This window comes from Acutalibacter muris, assembly GCF_002201475.1.
In the GTDB taxonomy this organism is placed as follows: Bacteria; Bacillota; Clostridia; order Oscillospirales; family Acutalibacteraceae; genus Acutalibacter; species Acutalibacter muris.
On record NZ_CP021422.1, the window covers coordinates 128,465 to 143,779 of the forward strand.

Consider the following 15,315-nt stretch of genomic DNA (forward strand, 5'->3'; position numbering starts at 1 on the left):
TGATTTCAGGAGGGTAATATTATGTTTGATATGCAGAAGCTGGTGTATTTTACCGAGGGCAACCGCTTTGCCGGGAGCCATAGCGAAGGGGGAGGGCTAATACGGTACAGAGTGGAGCCGGACAGGGAGAACGAGAAGCTTTTGGCCTGGTGCTGGCACGAGGACCTATGCTTTGAGCGGGCAAAGGAAAAGTCAGAGGAGAGCTTTCCTCTGACTCAGGAGGGCTTAGACGCGCTTGTTCTTTGGCTTCAGGAGAGGTTTGAGGAGCATACATAGGGCGCAGGCGAAAAAGCAGATCACGCACCACTTCTCGCCCAGGTCCAGGGGCAGCTTCGGCTCGGTCCCCGGGATCACCGGCGGGTATATCTGTATGTATGTCACGAGCAGCGGGAAAAACGGCATGAGAACGTATCGTTTGATGTTCCTGCCGGAGAGTATCCCCACCGTGACCGCAAGCCCCAGGTGCAGGAGGTACCATAGCAGCTCTCCCCAGAGGGGATGGCCCCAGCAGAAGCCGGGGATATAGGCCACGCCGAATATCAGCGGCCCCGCCGCCAGGGACCCCAGCGCCACCCAGAACCGGGGGATAAGGAGCTCGGGGCGGTTCCAGAAGAATACCCGCGAGAGGAGCAGGGCGAAATAGCCAAGCCCCAGATAGACCAGCATGATGGGCACGACCTGCCGCATATAGTAGTCCGCGTCGTTCCAGTACCCAAGAGCGAAAATGCCGCTCCCATAGCAGTTGGACACAGCGAACAGTATGGCCAGTACCGCCAGGGGCACGGGCCAGAGCTTTTTGGGGAACCGGCCCGCCGCCGCGCCGGTGATGATGAAGATGAGGGGGTAGTAGATAAGGCCCAGGGGCACAGTGAAGAACAGGGGGGCTTCATACTTCTCGAACGTGTCCAGTGCGTCCAGGGGGCAGAGGAGGAGCGCGGCGGCGAGGGCGTAGGCTGTTGTAAGAATGAAAATCCCCAGGGGCTTTGAGAGCGTGTCCTGAACGCAACGCTCAAGCCCGCCGTGGGCGCTCATAAAATACGAGATGGCGAAGGACGCGTAGCCGAGGGCGGCATAGGGAAATACTATGCCGAGGTTGAACACGCATAGGGATATCAAAAGCGCGACCGCCGCCGGGAGAAAGCCCATATAGCGCCCCTCTGTGCCGCTTACAGACCCCACGCAGACGCAGAGCGCGGGGTAGATGATGAAATAGGCAAGGACCAGTACCCTTGGCACGCCGGGGGTCCCGGCCTCCCCCAGCCGGTGGATATCCGCCGCGTAGAGGACGGTGCATGTGATAACTGTCCCCAAGGAGACCAGGGACAGTATGATCATCTTGATAACAGAGCGCTTCGGCATGGTTATTTCCCCACAGCCTCCCGTACTATCCGCCCCATCTCCTCCCGCTGCCGCTCCATCTGCAAAGCCAGGTGGAACTGGTTGCGGGCCCGGTCCAGGTTCTGCCGGGGGTGCTTCACGCGGAAGTACACGTCGCCGTTCAGATAGTCCGCAAGGAACCTTGTGCCCACCTCGAAGGTCATGGCCCAGGCTCCGTCGGGGAGGGTCAGGAGTTCCTTTTCAGTGAGGGCGGAGCCCGCCGAGGACAGGAACCCCCGGGTATAGGCCTTGTAGAGCTCCAGGTCAAATTTAACCTTACCGAGGTCGGTCTCGTCCTCGGCGGCGGTGGAGGCCCCAGCGCGGATAGAGTCGCCGAAGTCAAAGGCCGTAAGCCCCGGCATCACCGTGTCCAGGTCTATGACGCAGACGGCCTTTTTGGTCTCGCTGTCAAAGAGAATATTGCTCATCTTCGTATCGTTATGGGTGACCCTCAGCGGGAGCGCGCCCTGCTTCAACAGGCCCATCAGAAGCCCCGCGCGCTCCTCCCGGGCAAGGGCAAAATCCAGCTCCGCCTGTACCTCGGAAAGGCGGCCCTTTCGGTCGGCCTTGGCGGCGTCCCTTAGCTGCTGCAGGCGTACCGGCGTGTTGTGGAAATCGGGGATTATCTCGTGCAGGGTCCCGGCGGGATAGCCGGAGAGCTGGGCCTGAAAGTCCCCGAAGGCCCGGCCGGCCTCATAGAGCATCTCGGTGCTGTCCGGGGTCTCATAGGAGGCCGTGCCGTCTATATGCAGGGTGCAGCGCCAGTAGTTGCCGGCTTCGTCGATGTACATGGGCTCTCCGGCGGCGGTGGGTACGATCTGGAGTATCTCCCTGTCGGGGTCGCCGCCCCGGGCCAGCACTTTCTCCCGGAGGAACCTTGTGACGCCCAGCATATTGTCCATGATGTCGCCGGGGTTTGGGAAGACGAAGTGGTTTATCCTCTGCAGGACGAACCTTTCGTTCACCAGATATGTGTCGTTGATATGCCCGCCGGAAAGGACGCGTACCCGCGCGTCCTTCGGCCAGCCAAAGGCCAGGAGTACCTGCTCGGTCAGTGCGGTGTTGCTGCTCATATGTTTTCCTCCCATAACTATATTCTCATGCTTTAGAATCTCAGTGCGGCCCGGATAATTACGCCGTCCTCCGCTTCGGATACTGTAAGGCTGCCGCTGTAGGACAGGACGATCTCAGCGGAGTTATCAAGCCCCTTGAGCTCTGTCTCCTCCGGGGCCGGGTCGTCAAACAGCCAGTTAAGAAGATCCCTGAACTGCCTGCCCTTTATGGAGAACTTTTCCCTTTTAGGGAGCTCCCCGGTAAAGACCACCTCAAGCCTCAGCGTGTCCTCCCCAGGGATGGCCGTGAACCGCAGCCGCCGGGGGCCTTCCCAGGCGGCCGCGTCGTTTGCCGCCCGAGTCAGCAGCTCGTCGGTCATAATGCAGAGCTCGGCGGTTCTGACCGGCACCTCCATTGCAGCGGCGTTGCACTCGAAGTCTATCCGGTTCTGGGCGGCAAAGGCCGCCTTTGTGGCTATGACCGCGTTCAGGTAGGGGTTCTCGTTGTACCGGCCCAGAATGGGGTTGCCAAGGGCCGTGCGCTTATAGGAGGCGATATAGTCCGGCACCTCACCCTCCTGGCCGTCCCTTAAAAGCTGGGCCACGGTATCTAAAGCGTACTCGCCGTTTTTATGGGCGGCGCGCACCTGCCGCACCGCCGCCAGTATATCCAGGTAGTCGGCGGACTGGAGCGCTATCATCTTCTCCCGGGACTCCTGCCGGGCGGCCTGGGACTGCCAGCGGCCCGCCTGATAGATGCTCCGAAAGCAGAAGATGAGCGCGCAGTAGACAAGCGCCGCCAGGAAAAGCCGGCGGCCAGGGCTCTCAAGGCCAAAGACCATGTCCAGCTTCCCTATACATAAAAGGTACAGAATAAGGGACAGGACCGTCATGCCGCATAGGAACAGGGAGGGCCCTCTCTGGCCGAAGCGCTCCATGGGCCGGTAGAGGCAAAGCCCCATGAGCAGGAAAAAGAGCAGGGTTGCCAGAACGGATATCACCCCGCCCGGGGCCCCGGCCACGCCAAAGGGCATTGCCCCCAGAAGCAGCGGAAGGAAAAGCATCAGAAAGCTGAGGTTCGCCATGGAGAGCAGGGCCACAAAAAGCTGCTGGAGTATATTGTTCTGGTGCACGAATACCGAAGCGGCCAGCAGTATCAAGGTCCCCGCCAGGGCCGGGCCGTGTATGGAGATTACAGGCCCCTCAAATTTGCCGCCGAGAAGGGACGCGGCCACAGCGGCTATGATATACGCCCCCGCCATTATGCCCACGGTGGCAAGCATTCGATAGCGCTCCTGCAAAAGGGCCATAAATAGGCCGGCTGTGCAGAAAAGTAGGACGGGGAAATATACCATGTGCCGAACACTCCTTAAAAAGCAAATAGGCTGCGACTTCGCGCAGCGAAAGTCGTAAGCCCATTGTAGCATACTTTTACATTTAATACCAGACCTAATCCAAAATTCCTGCAAGGATTTATATAGATATAGGGGATATCTGGGGCTATTCCCCATAAAGTTCCGTAGAAAGATATCTGTCCCCACCGTCGGGCAGCAGCGCCACAAGGGTTTTTCCCCTGTTCTCCGGCAGCCTCGCCTGCTCCACAGCGGCCCAGAGGGCTGCCCCGGAGGAGATACCCACCAGGAAACCCTCGGTCCTGCCCATGAGCCGGGAGAGCTCAAAAGCGTCCTTGTCCTTTACCCGGACCACTTCATCCATAACGGAAGCGTCCAGCGTCTCGGGGATAAACCCGGCCCCTATGCCCTGTATCTTGTGGGGGCCCGCCTGCCCGCCGCTGAGCACGGGGGAGTCGTCGGGCTCCACGCCGACTATTTTGATGCGGGGGTTCAGCCCTTTGAGGTATTTGCCCGTGCCGGTGATGGTGCCGCCGGTGCCCACGCCGGCCACAAATACGTCTATGTTCCCCTCGGTGTCCTCCCATATCTCCGGCCCTGTGGTCATAAAGTGGGCGGCGGGGTTAGAGGGGTTCACAAACTGCCCGGGTATGAAGCTGCCCGGCATATCCTTGTGGAGCTCCCCCGCCTTAGCTATGGCCCCTGCCATACCGGCTCCGCCCTCGGTGAGCACCAGCTCCGCGCCGTAGGCCTTCATGAGGAGCCGCCGCTCCGCGCTCATGGTCTCGGGCATGACAATAATCACCCGGTACCCTCTGGCTGCCGCCACTGCGCACAGGCCGATGCCGGTGTTGCCCGAAGTAGGCTCTATTATGACGGAACCCGGCTTCAAAATCCCGCGCTTCTCCGCGTCGTCCAGCAGGGCCCTTGCCACCCGGTCCTTTACGCTGCCGGCGGGGTTCATGGCCTCCAGCTTTGCGATAAGCCTTGCCTGAAGCCCAAGCTTTTCCTCGAGCCTTCTAAGCTCCAGTAAAGGTGTGTGGCCGATAAGTTGGTCGGCCGAGGTAAATATCCTGCTCATAATACCCCTCCAATTCTGTAGATTCGCTGTCCCTTCAGCATATGCGCTTCGCTATGATTATAATACCACTAAGCTGATAGGTTTGTCAAGCTAAATCGCAAAAACATAGGCGGAGCGTCGCACGGCGCTCCACCTTTTCTTATTCAAGTATGCACTTCTGTCCCTCTGCGGTATATGGCTCCCAGCGGGGAAGGGCGGGGGCGTTGGGGTCGCCGTTCTTCGCGAAGTTGGTCCAGTACCCGGCCACACGGTCCGCCAGCTCCCGGTCCCTGTCCTCCCAGGGCCGCCAGCAGCGGGAGAGGGTGTTAAACACGTACCAGAGTTCCGCCGAGTGGAAGGCTCCGGCGCTGTCGCCGGGGAGCCTTCTGGTGAAGTAGTACATATAGGCGGGGGCGCGGCCCAGCTTCAGCTGGTTCTGGCAGAACTCGGCCCCGGCCCTTTGCAGCAGGTCGTCGCCGCCGATATCGTCGGCCAGGGAGCCTATCATGTACTGTATGTCGTGTATCTTTCCATCAAGAGCCGCGCTGTCGGTGGTGTCCTCCAGCAGCCAGCCGTCCACGTGGGGGGTCCAGGAGAGGCTCTGGCCGGAGACGGCGTAGGCCGCGTCCCGAAGCTTTTCTGCTGGGACCTCCCGTAGCTCCGCTATGGTGGAGACCCCCAGGTGCTCCATAAGCTTTCTCCCGCTCTCATGGGCCTGCTCTCTGGAGGGGGTCTCGTGCAGGCTGTGCAGACCGCCGCCGCTTTGCAATATTGCGCGGCGGCACATACCCTCTGCGAGCTTCGAGGAGATGATGGCCTGCACGCTCATGCAGCCTGCGGACTGGCCGAAGATGGTGATGTTCTCCGGGTCGCCGCCGAAGCCGGCTATATTCTCCCGCACCCACTTGAGGGCGGCTATCTGGTCCAGTATGCCGTAGTTGCCGGAGACCTGCTCCTCGTTTTCCTTTTCCAGCCCCGGGTGGGCAAAAAAGCCAAAGGCGTTCACCCTATAGTTGATGGTGACAAGAAGGACTCCCCGCCGGGCCATGTCCTCACCGTCGAACTCCTTCTCGCTGCCGGTGCCGTGCATGAAGGCCCCGCCGTGTATCCAGAACATCACTGGAAGCTTCGCGTCAGGCGCGGCGCTCTCCGGCGTCCAGACGTTCAGGTACAGGCAGTCCTCACTGAGGGCGGGCATGGGCTGGTCGTAGAACTCCCTGCCGTAAAGGTCCATGCCGCTCAGGTCCGCCTGGGGGCAGGAGCAGCCGAACTCCTTACAGCTTAACACCCCCTCCCAGGGCTCATGCTCCTGGGGGCGGCGAAAGCGCAGCTCCCCCACCGGCGGCGCGGCGTAGGGTATGCCCTTGAACACCACGGCCCCGCCGGACAGGAAGCCCTCCACCTTACCCTGCTTTGTGCTGACAGCTGTTTCCATTTTTAATCTCTCCTTCGGGTTATTTTTTATTCTATACAGTTCCTGATATACTCAGAAACCACGGCCCTATAGCTCTCTGTCCTATAGTCCATCTTTCCCACAAACTCTAGGACCTCGTCCTTTGTGACCCACTGAAGGCCGGTGACCTCCTCCTTTTGCAGAGTAAGGGCGCTCTCGTCCAGGTCCGCGCGGACGAAGAAAACGTCGGCGAAGCTGTGGCCGCCGGTCTCTATCCAGCGGTATACTTTTATATAGTCCTCCATGGGCAGCTGCACGCCCAGCTCCTCCTTTATCTCGCGGTTAAGACATTCTATGGCGGTCTCCCCGGCTAGGGCATGGCCCATGGTTATCTCCCACTGTCCGGGCCGGAATTTCTTGTTTTCCGAGCGCTTTTGCAGAAGGAAGCGGCCATTGCCGTCATATATATAGGCGTGCACGCCCAGGGTGAAGAACTCCCCCTTGCCGCCGCTGTCCCGCTCTATGGTCTCCCCGGTGAACTTGCCGTCCCGGGTATAGAGGTCCTGGAGCTCCGGGCCGCCCTGGCTCTCGGGGCCCTCAAGGGCGATGGGCTCCAGAAGGCTTGGCCGCTCCTCTTTTTTGTTCCCCTTCTCCGGGGCGGGCAGCTCGTTCTCCTTGAGCCGTGGGATGAACCGCGGGGCAAAGCGCCCGGTGCCCCGGCCCATGATATATATCATGCCGATAACGGAGAACACCACCGCGCCGATGAAGTTCACGAACAGGTCCTTCATAGTGTCGTGCAGGCCGATGTCCAGATACCCCGGCCAGCTCTCGCCGTTTACGACCACGTTCTCTATGGGTATATGCACAGGGGAGTTCTTCCCCTGGGGGTTAAGGCTGACGGTGTTCACAACGTTCACCCAGGTGTCCTTCTGCATATCCATCTGGAAGAAGTAGTCCATGCCGTACTCGAAAAACTCCCACAAGACGCCGATGGTCATGGAGAAGCAGAAGGCCACCACCGCCACGAACACCGGCGACAGCCGCACCCGAAAGCGGCGGGAGCGGTTGAGGATGTCCACCATGGCTATGCCTATGGCAGCCATCAAAAAGCCGTTGATGGTGTGCAGCATGGTGTCCCAGAAGGGGAATATCAGGTAATACTCCTGTATCTCTCCAAGTATCTCGGCGGAGAAGATGAACAGAAGGATTATCACCTCAAGGGTGTTGGGCACGTCGATATGCAGCCTTCGCTCTACAAAGCTGGGTATCATAAACAACACCAGCGTCAGCGAGCAGAGGAACACGTCGTAATACTCGCCGTTCATAAGCTGCAATATCAACACCAGGAGCACCAGCACCCGAAGCACCACATATACCGTGAACAGCACCGGGTGCTCCCGGGCCTCCTTCTTCACCCTCTGAGCATCTTCCCGCCTGCGCAGGGCGCGCTCCTCCTTTGTGAGCTTTTGCTTTTCCTTCTTAGCCATTTTGTACCTCCCTTATCCATGACACAGCCTATCTGCTGGCTATATACACTTTTCCAGCACCAGCCCATCATATTTCTTACCGTCTACGGTATAAGCGCCCTTCCTCCGCTTCACTTGCGTGAAACCCAGTTTTCTTGCGCACCCCAGCATACGCGTGTTGCCGCTCCATGTCTCCAAAATAAACCTATGTTCACCCCATCCACGGTAATACTCCATTAAAGCTTTCAGGGCCTTTCCGCCTATCCCCCTGCCCCAGAAATCCATCTCGCATATCTCAACGCCGAGCCCACGCACCGAAGAGTTCTCCTGCGCGTTTTTATGCTGGTCGATTGACGCCCAGGGCGTAGGCTCAAAGTTTTCGTCCAGGTAATAGGACGATACCATACCGATATGCCTCCCAGCCGTTTCTATCTCAAACCTCCACCGGATATCCGGCAGCTCGGAAATAATTTGCAGCATATCCTCACGCAGCTCTCCGGGATCTGCCGGCTCCAGCTTTCCCCAAGGAGTGTCAGAGTAAAACCATGCGGTATCCTCATTGGTCCAGCGAACTTCGTCCTCCACATCTGAAAGCCGGTAATCCCGTAAGGTGATATCGTCAAAGGTGATTTCCATGTTCAGCGCTCCATTACATTAGATGTTCAAATTTTGTTTTCTAATTATAGCATACGATAACCCTCCTTTCAAGTTGCTTTATGAAATATCCGGGCTTGACAAGCGCCCCCCCTCTGCCGCATAATATTACTATTGCATAACTACTCATAAGAGAGAGGGGACAACTTAAATGAAAAGCTCAGAAAAGGCGGTCATCACCGTCATCGGCAAGGATATGGTGGGCATACTCGCCAAGGTTACCGAGATATGCGCAAAAAGCGGAGTGAACGTTTTGGAGGTCACCCAGTCCATTTTGCAGGATATGTTCGCCATGGTCATGCTGGTGGACATGGGCGGGGCGTCCGTGGACGTGGCGGCGCTGTCCTCCGAGATGGACAGGCTCGGGGACAAGATGGGACTGAAGATACACGTCATGCACGAGGATATCTTCCATTCAATGCACAGGGTATAACTATGGAAATAAGAAAAGCAAGCCCCGCCGACCTGCCCATGGTGGGCTTCATAACCCGGCGGACCATACAGGAGGTGTACCCACACTACTACCCCCGGGGCGCGGTGGAATTCTTCCTTGACTGGCATAAGGACAAAAGCATACTGCCCGACATAGAGCGGGAGGAGGTGTACCTGCTGTTCGACGGCGGCATGGCGGCGGGCACGGTCACTCTCCACGGGGAGGAGATTACCCGGCTGTATGTGCAGCCCGGGCTCCAGGGCCGGGGGTATGGCCGGGCGCTGCTGGACTTTGCGGAGAGGTCTATCGGGGAGAGGTACGGAAAAATAAGGCTGGAGGCCTCTCTTCCAGCGGCGGTGCTATACTGGAAACGGGGCTATAGGGTGGTGGACGCGCTCACCGAGACCACAGAGCACGGAGACGTGCTCTGCTGGGACGTTATGGAAAAGCCCTGGGGGTCCGCCAATCTCTGCGGGGACTTTGACTCCTTCTGCAAAGCCGGACTTGCGGACCTCTACGGGCCCATCGGAAATTACAACCTGTTCATGTCCTGCGAGGAGCCTGACCCTGGCGCTTTCCGGGAGCTCCCGGAGGGATATTCCATAAGGCCCTGCTGGCGAGACGAAGTTGACCTCTGGGCCGAGACCGCCGCAGAGAAGCAGTACGCGACCTATGTCTTGGATTACTATAAGAGGGTATACGCCAAAAACGAGGAGGAGTTTTTCCGCCGCTGCCTGCTCCTTTGGGACGAAAGCGGCAGGCCTGCGGGTACCTGCCTTACCTGGCCCGCCTATGGAAGGGTGAATACCCTGGGCTGGTTCCGGGTTCTGCCGGAGCATGAGGGAAAGGGTCTTGGGCGGGCCCTGCTTACTAAGATACTGCGCGGGGCGGATATGCCCGTTTACCTGCATACCCAGCCCACGTCGGTGCGGGCCATAAAACTCTATTCGGATTTCGGGTTCCGGTTCATTACCGGCCCGGCGATAGGCCACAGGAGGAACGACCTGGACCTGAGCCTGCCCCTTCTGCGCCGGGTCATGGCCGGGGCCGATTATGAGCGCCTTCGGTTTACAGAGACTGACGGCGCGCTGCACAACGCGGCGCTATCCAGCGAGCAGTCAGAATTTTAGCCACCTTAAAGGGGGAATAAGCTTTGAATACAAATGAGATATTAGAGACCATAAACATGATAGACAACGAGAACCTGGACGTGCGCACCATCACCATGGGTATCTCCCTTCTGGACTGCGCGGGCCCGGACCCGGACGCTGCGGCCACTAAGGTATATGACAAGATATGCCGGTACGCTCAGGACCTGGTGAAGACCGGCGAGGACATAAGCAGGCAGTACGGCATACCCATCATCAATAAGCGCATCTCCGTCACGCCTGTCGCCATGGTGGCGGGGGCCTGCCCCGGTGCTTCGCCCCTGCGTTTTGCAAAGGCCCTGGATAAGGCCGCCCACACCGTTGGGGTCAATTTTATCGGCGGGTACTCGGCCCTGGTGCAAAAGGGTTTCGGCCCCGGGGACTACGCCCTTATGGAGAGCATACCCCAGGCCCTGTCGGAGACGGAGCTGGTCTGCTCCTCGGTGAACATAGGCAGCACAAAGGCCGGGATAAATATGGACGCCGTGGCGAAGATGGGCAAAATAGTCAAGCGCACAGCGGAGTTTACGGCGGATAGGGAGTGCATAGGCGCGGCAAAGCTGGTGGTCTTCTGCAACGCCCCCGAGGACAACCCCTTCATGGCCGGGGCCTTCCACGGGCCCGGGGAGCCGGACTGCGTGATAAATGTGGGGGTCTCGGGCCCAGGCGTGGTCCGGGCAGCCATAGAGAAAGAGGGCGGGGGAAGGAGCCTTGCGGAGATAGCGGAGCTCATAAAGCGCACGGCCTTCAAAATAACCCGCATGGGCCAGCTGGTGGCGCAGGAGGCCTCCCGGCGGCTCAACGTGCCCTTCGGCATAGTGGACCTGTCTTTGGCCCCCACCCCTGCTATTGGCGACAGTGTGGCCCACATTTTAGAGGGCATGGGCCTTGAGCAGTGCGGGGCCTTCGGCACCACGGCGGCCCTGGCCCTCTTAAACGACGCGGTGAAGAAGGGCGGCGTGATGGCCTCCTCCAGCGTCGGCGGGCTCTCTGGGGCGTTTATCCCGGTGACCGAGGATGCGGGCATGATAGACGCGGCCAGAAGCGGCTGCCTGACCCTCAACAAGCTGGAGGCTATGACGGCGGTGTGCTCGGTGGGCCTTGACATGATAGTGATACCCGGGGACGTGACCCCGGAGATAATCTCGGGTATTATAGCGGACGAGGCGGCTATCGGCATGGTGAACAGCAAGACCACCGCCGTGCGGGTGATACCCGCCGTGGGCAAGTCCGCCGGGGAGGAGCTGGACTTCGGCGGGCTGCTGGGCCGGGGACCGGTGATGCCGGTGAACATGGCGAGCCCGGCGGAGTTTATTTCCCGGGGCGGGCGGATACCCGCGCCGCTGCAGAGTTTGAAGAATTAGGGCTTTTAAGCGCAAAGAAAAGTGCCCCGGCTGTCCCGCCGGGGAGCTTTTTTCATACCCCTGTGAAAAACCAATGGGGCTTGCAAAACTCCCGAGTTTGCGCTATACTTGATAAAAAAACTGAAAGGGCGGCTTATATATGAAAAAGATTATCAGCGGCAAGGTGCGCGAGGTTTATGAGGTATCGGAGGACCGGCTTGCCATTGTCACCACCGACCGTATCTCGGCCTTCGACGTGATACTCCCCACACCCATCACCGACAAGGGGAAGGTATTAAACTCCCTGTCCTCCTTCTGGTTCAGCTATACGAAGGATATCGTGAAGAACCACATGGTCTCCGAGGACCAGGCGGATATGCCGGAGGAGCTTCGGGGCCCGGAGTTCGAGGGCCGCACGATACTTGTGAAGAAGCTTAAAATGCTCCCCTTCGAGTTCATCGTGCGCGGTTATCTTTTCGGCTCCATGTGGAAGGAGTACCAGAAGACCGGCGGCTTCTGCGGCACAAAGCTCCCCGAGGGCATGAAGCAGGCCGAAAAGCTCCCCGAGCCCCTCCTTACCCCCTCCATCAAGGCCGAGGAGGGCCACGACGTGAACGTGTCCTTTGAGTATATGGCGGAGAAGCTGGGGGAGGAAATGGCCCAAAAGGTCTGCGATACGGCCCTCAGCCTCTATAAGCGCTGCTATGACTACGCCTTTGAGCGGGGCATAATAATCGCCGACACCAAGTTCGAGTTCGGCCTGGACGAGAACGGCGAGCTGGTGGTGGGCGACGAGGTCCTGACCCCGGACAGCAGCCGCTTCTGGAGCCGGGAGGCGTATAAGGTGGGCGTTTCCCCAGAGAGCTTCGACAAGCAATACCTCCGCGACTGGCTCACAGAAAACGGCCTTGACGGCAAGACCCCGCCCCCGGAGCTGCCGGAGGAGGTGGTGCAGAGAACCCGGGAGAAGTACCTGGAGTGCCGGGAGCGGCTGGTGCCGAAGGGATAAGCCCCATGTACCGCATACTAGTAGTAGACGACGAGGAAAAAATCCGCGCCCTTATCCGCAAATATGCAGAGTTCGAGGGCCACAAGATAACGGAGGCCGAGAACGGTATGCAGGCCGTGGAGCTGTGCCGGAGAGACCCCGGAGCCTTTGACATAATTATCATGGACGTGATGATGCCGGAGCTTGACGGCTTCTCCGCCGCCGCGGAGATAAAAAAGACCTGCCAAGCACCCGTGCTTATGCTCTCGGCCCGGGGGGAGGAATACGACAAGATACACGGCTTCGAGCTGGGGGCGGATGACTACGTGGTAAAGCCCTTCTCCCCCAAGGAGCTTATGCTGCGCATAAACGCCATAATGAACAGGGTGCGCCCCTCTATAGCCCAGCCCCGGCAGACAGAGAGCTTCGGGGGTCTGACGGTGGACCTCGGGGCCCGGACGGTCTCGGTGGACGGCCAGCGTGTGGAGCTCTCCCCAAAGGAGTATGACCTTTTGACGTACCTGATGAAGAATAAGGGGCTGGCCCTCACCAGGGAGCAGCTGCTGACAAACGTCTGGGGCTATGACTTCTATGGCGACGACCGTACCCTGGACACCCACATTAAGCTCCTGCGCAAGCGGCTGGGCCCTTACAGCGGCTTTATCGTCACCCTTAGGGGAGTGGGGTACAGGTTCGAGGCCCCGGACGTATGAGGTGGCGCACGCGAAAGCGGACAGGCATACGCACCCAGATGGCGGCGGGCTTCGGCATATTCGCCCTCTGCACCGTGACCCTTCTGTGGGTGTTCCAGATATTCCTCCTGACCCCCTTCTATCAGGCCATCAAGACCCAGGAGGCCGGGCGCATATCCCGGCAGGTGATAAAAGAGCTGGACGGCGGGGAGCTGGCCCCTGCGGCCTATGCCCTCTGCGCCAGGACCGGGGCCAGCATCTTTGTCAGCGACGAGCTGGGGCGGGAGTATGTGGGCTATAAGTACGGCTTTTCCGAGAGCCTTGCCTATGACCTGACCCGCCGGGAGCGGGCCGCGCTCTTTGAGGAGGTGAACCTCATGGGCGGGGAGTACACTAGGATATTCAGCGACCGGCTCCTGCTCTACGCGGTGACCGTGCGCACCCCGGCGGAAAACCATAGGCTGGTGGTGATAGAGACGGAGATAACCCCCCTGGACTCCACGGTGGAGACCCTCACGGTGCAGCTTATCTGCCTGACGCTGATACTCCTGCCTCTGGGGATAGCGCTGGCCGTGGCGATATCCCGGCGCATAGCAAAGCCCATCACCGAGATAAACGAATCCGCAAAGCGGCTGGGCGAGGGGGATTATTCCGTGCGCTTCGGCGGCAGGGGCTCCCGGGAGGTGGGGGAGCTTGCCGACACCCTGAACTTTGCGGCGGAGGAACTTTCAAAGACCGACGGCCTTCGCCGGGAACTCTTGGCCAACGTCTCCCACGACCTGCGCACGCCGCTGACCATGATAAAGGGCTATGCCGAGGTCATGCGGGACCTGCCCGGGGAGAACACCCCGGAGAACGTGCAGATAATCATCGACGAGGCGGGACGGCTCAACGACCTTGTAAACGACCTTCTGGACCTGTCCCGGCTGCAGGCCGGGGTCCTGGAGATCTCAAGGGAGCGCTTTGACCTGACAGGCAGTATAAAGGAGATACTGACCCGCTATGACAAGCTGGCGGACTTTAGTTTCCCCTTTGAGCCGGAGGAAAATATATATGTTATGGCGGACAAGCTAAAGATATCCCAGGTGGTGTATAATCTCGTGAACAACGCCGTGAACTATGCCGGGGCGGACAAGACCGTGGCCCTCACCCAGGAGGTCATAGGGAATGATGTGCGCATCTCGGTGACGGACACCGGCGAGGGCATACCACAGGACAAGCTCCGGGACATCTGGGACCGCTACTACAAGGTGGACCAGGAGCACAGAAGGGCTCAGGTAGGCACCGGACTGGGGCTGTCCATCGTGAAAAACGTGCTGGACCTGCACGGCGGCAGCTATGGGGTCATAAGCGAGCTGGGGAAGGGCAGCACCTTCTGGTTCCAGCTGCCCATAGATAAGGAAAGGAATGATGAAAATGAGAGCAAAACCGCTGAGTAAAAACGGTGTTATAGGCCTGTGCTCCCCGAGCCATGTGCCGCTGTATGAAGCTGCGCCCGGTCAGGAAATACCCTGGTCCCGGGAGTACAAGAATATGATTGCGGGCATGGAGGCGGAGGGCTTCTCCGTGGTCCAGGCCAAAAATATGTACAAGGACACCTGGGGCTTCCTGGCCTCCGACGAGGAACGGGGCGCTGATTTCAACCAGCTTGCCGCTGACAAGAGGATTGAGTATATCCTGTTCGGCGGCGGCGAGGGCGCGCCGGAGGTGCTGCCGTACCTGGACTTCGGGCTGTTCAAGGCGAACCCCAAGCGCATATGCAGCTACAGCGACGGCACCAGCATACTCAACGCCATCTGGGCCAACACCGGCCTTGAGACCTACTACGGCCAGAACCCCGCCGTGTTCACCGGCTGGACGGACTACAATAAGCGCCACTTTGAGGGGCATATTTTAAGCGACAACATGACCGCCCACGAGAAGAACTCAGAGTGGATAACCTGCACCGGCGGGGCCGGGGAGGGCGTCTTGGTGGGCGGCTACACCATGAACTTTGCGCTGCTGCTGGGCACAGAATATTTCCCGGTGGACAATACCGAGCCCCATATACTGTTCCTTGAGGACCACGAGAAGTTCGGCGGGCCGGACCATGTGAGCGCCCTGCTGGGATATATCGAGCAGAGCGATTTCATGAGGTCCGTCAAAGGGCTAATCTTCGGAAACTTTTGCGACAGGCCCTGCCCGGAGCTGTGCGCCCGCCTAAAGGTGCTTGGGGAGCGGCACCATATACCCACGGTGTACTGCGATGACTTTGGCCACGGGGAGAACCACGCCATACTGCCCATTGGGAGAAGGGCGCGGCTGGACGCGGACAGGGGAGAACTTTGCTATCTGTAAACTTTTCCGTGATATTG

General features: G+C 59.3%; 15 protein-coding genes. 8 read left to right on the plus strand and 7 right to left on the minus strand.

The window, feature by feature from the left end; genetic code table 11:
- Positions 1-21: 21 nt before the first annotated feature.
- Complete coding sequence (locus ADH66_RS00640) at positions 22-276, plus strand: hypothetical protein (protein ID WP_066537017.1); 255 nt, start codon at positions 22-24, stop codon at positions 274-276.
- On the opposite strand, the gene ADH66_RS00645 is transcribed toward ADH66_RS00640, so the two are convergent.
- The 7 genes from ADH66_RS00645 to ADH66_RS00675 all read right to left on the minus strand — a co-directional run bounded on the left by ADH66_RS00645 (position 226) and on the right by ADH66_RS00675 (position 8,339).
- A complete protein-coding gene (locus ADH66_RS00645; protein WP_066537013.1) occupies positions 226-1,359 on the minus strand; it encodes a hypothetical protein in 1,134 nt (377 codons plus the stop codon). The two genes, ADH66_RS00640 and ADH66_RS00645, sit on opposite strands and share 51 nt — an antisense overlap.
- 2 nt (positions 1,360-1,361) lie before the next feature.
- Positions 1,362-2,450, minus strand: a complete 1,089-nt coding sequence (locus tag ADH66_RS00650; RefSeq protein WP_088364347.1) for a phosphotransferase enzyme family protein — start codon at positions 2,448-2,450, stop codon at positions 1,362-1,364.
- A 32-nt stretch (positions 2,451-2,482) separates the two neighbouring features.
- Positions 2,483-3,712, minus strand: a complete 1,230-nt coding sequence (locus ADH66_RS00655) for a hypothetical protein (protein WP_157130621.1) — start codon at positions 3,710-3,712, stop codon at positions 2,483-2,485.
- Positions 3,713-3,929: 217 nt separating this feature from the next.
- Positions 3,930-4,862, minus strand: coding sequence for a cysteine synthase A (cysK, locus tag ADH66_RS00660; protein WP_066537007.1), 933 nt, complete (start codon positions 4,860-4,862; stop codon positions 3,930-3,932).
- 139 nt (positions 4,863-5,001) lie between these two features.
- Positions 5,002-6,276: a carboxylesterase/lipase family protein gene (locus ADH66_RS00665; protein ID WP_066537002.1), complete on the minus strand. Its 1,275-nt coding sequence runs from the start codon at positions 6,274-6,276 to the stop codon at positions 5,002-5,004.
- Positions 6,277-6,302: 26 nt separating this feature from the next.
- Positions 6,303-7,724 (minus strand): NUDIX domain-containing protein, encoded by a 1,422-nt coding sequence (locus tag ADH66_RS21545; protein WP_066537000.1) that lies wholly within the window; start codon positions 7,722-7,724, stop codon positions 6,303-6,305.
- A gap of 39 nt (positions 7,725-7,763) precedes the next feature.
- Positions 7,764-8,339 (minus strand): GNAT family N-acetyltransferase, encoded by a 576-nt coding sequence (locus ADH66_RS00675; protein WP_066536998.1) that lies wholly within the window; start codon positions 8,337-8,339, stop codon positions 7,764-7,766.
- Between the two features lie 169 nt (positions 8,340-8,508).
- Here ADH66_RS00675 and ADH66_RS00680 point away from each other — a divergent pair, with 169 nt between their 5' ends.
- From ADH66_RS00680 to ADH66_RS00710, 7 genes are all read left to right on the plus strand, one after another.
- Complete coding sequence (locus ADH66_RS00680) at positions 8,509-8,790, plus strand: ACT domain-containing protein (RefSeq protein WP_066536992.1); 282 nt, start codon at positions 8,509-8,511, stop codon at positions 8,788-8,790.
- Positions 8,791-8,792: 2 nt separating this feature from the next.
- Positions 8,793-9,920 carry a GNAT family N-acetyltransferase gene (locus ADH66_RS19740; protein WP_084384330.1) on the plus strand — a complete coding sequence of 376 codons (1,128 nt, stop codon included), beginning with the start codon at positions 8,793-8,795 and terminating at the stop codon, positions 9,918-9,920.
- 23 nt (positions 9,921-9,943) lie between these two features.
- Positions 9,944-11,302, plus strand: a complete 1,359-nt coding sequence (locus ADH66_RS00690) for a PFL family protein (protein WP_084384329.1) — start codon at positions 9,944-9,946, stop codon at positions 11,300-11,302.
- A 139-nt stretch (positions 11,303-11,441) separates the two neighbouring features.
- Entirely contained in the window at positions 11,442-12,290 is an 849-nt protein-coding gene (locus ADH66_RS00695) for a phosphoribosylaminoimidazolesuccinocarboxamide synthase (RefSeq protein WP_066536975.1), read from the plus strand.
- 5 nt (positions 12,291-12,295) lie between these two features.
- Positions 12,296-12,982, plus strand: a complete 687-nt coding sequence (locus ADH66_RS00700; protein WP_066536972.1) for a response regulator transcription factor — start codon at positions 12,296-12,298, stop codon at positions 12,980-12,982.
- On the plus strand, positions 12,979-14,400 hold the full coding sequence (locus tag ADH66_RS00705) for a sensor histidine kinase (protein WP_066536970.1): 1,422 nt from the start codon (positions 12,979-12,981) through the stop codon (positions 14,398-14,400). The genes ADH66_RS00700 and ADH66_RS00705 overlap by 4 nt, the downstream gene beginning before the upstream one ends.
- Positions 14,378-15,298, plus strand: coding sequence for a S66 peptidase family protein (locus ADH66_RS00710; protein ID WP_157767174.1), 921 nt, complete (start codon positions 14,378-14,380; stop codon positions 15,296-15,298). Before ADH66_RS00705 ends, ADH66_RS00710 begins: the two co-directional genes overlap by 23 nt.
- Positions 15,299-15,315: the final 17 nt, after the last annotated feature.

What these genes read in the sequence shown, in the direction of transcription:
- ADH66_RS00665 (WP_066537002.1), bottom strand. Translation starts at nt 6,276, where the DNA reads ATGGAAACAGCTGTCAGCACAAAGCAGGGTAAGGTGGAGGGCTTCCTG.
- ADH66_RS00705 (WP_066536970.1), top strand. Translation starts at nt 12,979, where the DNA reads ATGAGGTGGCGCACGCGAAAGCGGACAGGCATACGCACCCAGATGGCG.
- ADH66_RS00680 (WP_066536992.1), top strand. Translation starts at nt 8,509, where the DNA reads ATGAAAAGCTCAGAAAAGGCGGTCATCACCGTCATCGGCAAGGATATG.
- ADH66_RS00640 (WP_066537017.1), top strand. Translation starts at nt 22, where the DNA reads ATGTTTGATATGCAGAAGCTGGTGTATTTTACCGAGGGCAACCGCTTT.
- ADH66_RS21545 (WP_066537000.1), bottom strand. Translation starts at nt 7,724, where the DNA reads ATGGCTAAGAAGGAAAAGCAAAAGCTCACAAAGGAGGAGCGCGCCCTG.
- ADH66_RS00695 (WP_066536975.1), top strand. Translation starts at nt 11,442, where the DNA reads ATGAAAAAGATTATCAGCGGCAAGGTGCGCGAGGTTTATGAGGTATCG.
- ADH66_RS00655 (WP_157130621.1), bottom strand. Translation starts at nt 3,712, where the DNA reads ATGCTTGCCACCGTGGGCATAATGGCGGGGGCGTATATCATAGCCGCT.
- ADH66_RS00710 (WP_157767174.1), top strand. Translation starts at nt 14,378, where the DNA reads ATGAGAGCAAAACCGCTGAGTAAAAACGGTGTTATAGGCCTGTGCTCC.
- ADH66_RS00700 (WP_066536972.1), top strand. Translation starts at nt 12,296, where the DNA reads ATGTACCGCATACTAGTAGTAGACGACGAGGAAAAAATCCGCGCCCTT.
- cysK (WP_066537007.1), bottom strand. Translation starts at nt 4,862, where the DNA reads ATGAGCAGGATATTTACCTCGGCCGACCAACTTATCGGCCACACACCT.
- ADH66_RS00645 (WP_066537013.1), bottom strand. Translation starts at nt 1,359, where the DNA reads ATGCCGAAGCGCTCTGTTATCAAGATGATCATACTGTCCCTGGTCTCC.
- ADH66_RS19740 (WP_084384330.1), top strand. Translation starts at nt 8,793, where the DNA reads ATGGAAATAAGAAAAGCAAGCCCCGCCGACCTGCCCATGGTGGGCTTC.
- ADH66_RS00650 (WP_088364347.1), bottom strand. Translation starts at nt 2,450, where the DNA reads ATGAGCAGCAACACCGCACTGACCGAGCAGGTACTCCTGGCCTTTGGC.
- ADH66_RS00675 (WP_066536998.1), bottom strand. Translation starts at nt 8,339, where the DNA reads ATGGAAATCACCTTTGACGATATCACCTTACGGGATTACCGGCTTTCA.